Origin of the sequence: Streptomyces sp. I05A-00742, assembly GCF_013055795.1 — a bacterium.
Lineage (GTDB): Bacteria > Actinomycetota > Actinomycetes > Streptomycetales > Streptomycetaceae > Streptomyces.
In genome coordinates this window covers 1-692 of record NZ_JABETO010000098.1, presented here as the reverse complement: position 1 = coordinate 692, position 692 = coordinate 1, and the positions used below count along the sequence as shown (strand labels likewise).

Here is a 692-nt window from a genome sequence, read left to right as displayed (position 1 = left end):
GGGTGTGGAGGTCTTGTTTGAGTTGTTGGGCGTGGGGGGCTTGGGGGCCTTGGCGGCTGATGAGGTGGAGGTGGGTGATGTGGTGGTGTTGGACGAGGTGGCGGGCGAGGAGGCTGCCGAGGGTGCCGGTGCCGCCGGTGATCAGGACGGTGCCGTGGGGGTTGAGGGGGGTGGGGATGCGGATGATGTTTTTGCCGGTGTGGCGGCCTTGGCTCATGTGGCGCAGGGCGTGGCGCAGGTCGGCGAGGTCCCAGGTGGTGGTGGGCAGGGGGGTGAGGGTGCGGTTGGTGAAGAGGGTGATGAGGTCGGTGAGCATCTCGCCGGTGCGCTGGGGTCCGGCTTCCTTCAGGTCGAAGGAGCGGTAGCGGGTTTCGGGGTAGGCGGCGGCCATCTCCTGCGGGTCGCGGATATCTGTCTTGCCCATTTCGATGTAGCGGCCGCCGGGGGCGAGGAGGGCGAGGGAGGCATCGACGGGTTCGCCGGCGAGGGAGCCGAGGATGACGTCGATGCCGTTGCCGCCGGTGGTGGTGCGGAAGTGGGGGGCGAAGTCGAGGGTGCGGGAGTTGGCGATGTGGTGGTCGTCGAGGCCCATGGCGCGCAGGGTGTCCCATTTGGCGGGGCTGGCGGTGGCGAAGACTTCGGCGCCCCAGTGGCGGGCGAGCTGGACGGCGGCCATGCCCACACCACCGGCG

General features: G+C 69.7%; 1 protein-coding gene. It reads right to left on the bottom strand.

Going from position 1 to position 692, the window contains the following annotated elements:
* On the bottom strand, positions 1 to 676 hold a 676-nt coding region (locus tag HN013_RS32240), incomplete at its 3' end, for a zinc-binding dehydrogenase (RefSeq protein WP_312018783.1).
* Positions 677 to 692: the final 16 nt, after the last annotated feature.